General features: G+C 53.9%; 4 protein-coding genes. All 4 read left to right on the top strand.

Annotated elements, in window-relative coordinates; all coding sequences use genetic code 11:
• Nucleotides 1-212: iron hydrogenase small subunit (locus tag QZ105_RS10415; protein ID WP_293729852.1), on the top strand; the 212-nt coding region annotated here is incomplete at its 5' end.
• Between the two features lie 42 nt (nt 213-254).
• Nucleotides 255-446 carry a DUF896 domain-containing protein gene (locus tag QZ105_RS10410; RefSeq protein ID WP_293729851.1) on the top strand — a complete coding sequence of 64 codons (192 nt, stop codon included), beginning with the start codon at nt 255-257 and terminating at the stop codon, nt 444-446.
• A 1-nt stretch (nt 447) separates the two neighbouring features.
• Nucleotides 448-1,107, top strand: a complete 660-nt coding sequence (locus QZ105_RS10405) for an RluA family pseudouridine synthase (RefSeq protein ID WP_293729850.1) — start codon at nt 448-450, stop codon at nt 1,105-1,107.
• Between the two features lie 99 nt (nt 1,108-1,206).
• A complete protein-coding gene (fba, locus tag QZ105_RS10400) occupies nt 1,207-2,136 on the top strand; it encodes a class II fructose-1,6-bisphosphate aldolase (RefSeq protein ID WP_293729849.1) in 930 nt (309 codons plus the stop codon).
• Nucleotides 2,137-2,228 lie beyond the last annotated feature (92 nt).

Here is a 2,228-nt window from a genome sequence, read left to right as displayed (position 1 = left end):
GCGGCGGTCAGCCCATCCACGACGGTCAGGAGCGCGCCGGTATGCTGGGTAAAAAGCTGTATAAGCTGGACGAAAAGCGCTGCCTGCGCCAGTCCCACAATAATCCCGACGTCATCACGCTGTACGACAGCTTCTTCGGCAAGCCCCTGAGCGAAAAGGCAGAAAAGCTGCTGCATTCCGACCATCTGAAAGAGAAAAATTATTTAGTATAAGGATAGCTTAAACGGCAAAAATATCTTCAAGGAGCGTAGATTATGAATATCAAGGATATGATCGAACGCATCAACGAGCTGGCCCATAAAAAGAAAGCTCAAGGGCTGACGCCGGAAGAACAAGCGGAGCAAAAGGAGCTTTACAAGCGTTATCTCGCTAATATCCGCAGCCAGCTCAAGGCGCAGCTGGATAATATCGAAATCGTGGACGAAGCTCCTGAAAACCTGAACTGAGATGGGCTGCAACCCTCGTCTTACCTCCGGCATGATCGCCTTTGAAGACGATTACCTGCTGATTATCGATAAGCCTGCCGGTATGCTGGTGCACCCCACGGTCAGCGAAAGCGGCTCCACTCTGTACGATTATGTGCAGGAATACTACGATTATCGCCATATCGCGGCAGGTATCCACCCCGTATCCCGCCTGGACCGCAATACATCGGGTCTGGTGCTGTTCGCCAAGGAGCCTGTAGTGCAGTTCTGGCTCAGCCAGCGGCAGCCCGTTAAGGAATATCTGGCTATCGCCACAGGCCTTATCCCGCAGCTGCGCGGCGTCATCGAAGCGCCCATCGCCCGCAAGGAGGACAGCATCATCGAGCGCTGCGTGGATTATGAACGCGGCAAGTACGCCAAAACGGCATACAGCGTCCTGGGCTATTACGGCGGCAGCACCCTGCTGCGAGTGCGCTTATTCACAGGCCGCACGCACCAAATCCGCGTGCATCTGGCCCACATCGGCCACCCATTGGTCAACGACAATCTTTACGGAACGCCCGGCCCCCAGGCCCGCCACGCGCTGCACGCTTACCGTCTGGCCCTGCTGCACCCGGTCGGCGATACGCCGCTGGAAATCACCCGCGCTCTGCCGCAGGATTTACGAAAAATACTATACTAAAATTCAATTAGTGTGCTATAATTAAGATACGTAATATAAAGAAGTCAGACAACAACCGTCGTAATAGTTGCTGCCTGATTATCGTAAGGAGGAATTTTAATGCCTTTAGTAACTTCTACTGAAATGTTTAAAAAAGCTTATGAAGGTCATTATGCAGTCGGCGCCTTCAACGTAAATAATATGGAGATTATCCAGGGCATCGTAGCAGCAGCCCAACAGGAAAAATCCCCGCTGATTTTGCAGGTTTCCGCAGGCGCGCGCAAATACGCCAACCATATTTATCTTATGAAGCTGGTAGAAGCAGCCATGGAAGACACCGGCCTGCCCATCTGCCTGCATCTGGACCACGGCGAAGATTTTGAAATCTGCAAAGCCTGCGTGGACGGCGGCTTTACCTCCGTTATGATTGACGGCAGCAAGCATCCCTTTGAAGAAAATATCGAGCTGACCCGCCGCGTTGTCGAATACGCGCACAGCAAGGGCGTTGTGGTAGAGGCCGAATTAGGCAAGCTGGCAGGCGTAGAGGACGCCATTAAGGTTGCCGCCAAGGACGCCACCTATACCGACCCGGACCAGGCGGTGGAATTTGTAGAACGCACCGGCTGCGATTCTCTGGCTATCGCCATCGGCACCAGCCACGGCGCTTATAAATTCAAAGGTAAACCGGAGCTGGACTTTGCCCGTCTGGAAAAAATCACCAACCTGCTGCCCGGTTATCCGCTGGTACTGCACGGCGCTTCCACCGTTATCCCCTCCTTCGTTGAAGAATGCAACAAATACGGCGGCCAGCTGGACGGCGCGCAGGGCGTGCCCGAAGATATGCTGCTGAAGGCAGGCAAGTTCGGCGTTTGCAAAATCAACATCGATACCGACCTGCGTTTGGCCATGACCGCTTCCATCCGCAAGCACTTCGTTGAGCACCCCGGCGACTTCGACCCGCGCCAATACCTGAAGCCTGCCCGCCAGGCCATTCAGGACATGGTGGCTCACAAAATGCGCGACGTGCTCAACAGCAGCAACAGACTGTAAGAGCGCAGGCTAATAATTAGTATAATCGAGTAGGAGTCCGCCCATTATTTGAGCAGCCGACCTCTCACACCACCGTGCGTACCGTTCGGTAC

The organism is uncultured Phascolarctobacterium sp. (assembly GCF_905212365.1).
Taxonomy (GTDB): Bacteria; Bacillota; Negativicutes; order Acidaminococcales; family Acidaminococcaceae; genus Phascolarctobacterium_A.
The sequence above is the reverse complement of the archived record's forward strand: the minus strand, read 5'-3'. Positions and strand labels throughout refer to the sequence as shown.

What these genes read in the sequence shown, in the direction of transcription:
- QZ105_RS10405 (WP_293729850.1), top strand. Translation starts at nt 448, where the DNA reads ATGGGCTGCAACCCTCGTCTTACCTCCGGCATGATCGCCTTTGAAGAC.
- fba (WP_293729849.1), top strand. Translation starts at nt 1,207, where the DNA reads ATGCCTTTAGTAACTTCTACTGAAATGTTTAAAAAAGCTTATGAAGGT.
- QZ105_RS10410 (WP_293729851.1), top strand. Translation starts at nt 255, where the DNA reads ATGAATATCAAGGATATGATCGAACGCATCAACGAGCTGGCCCATAAA.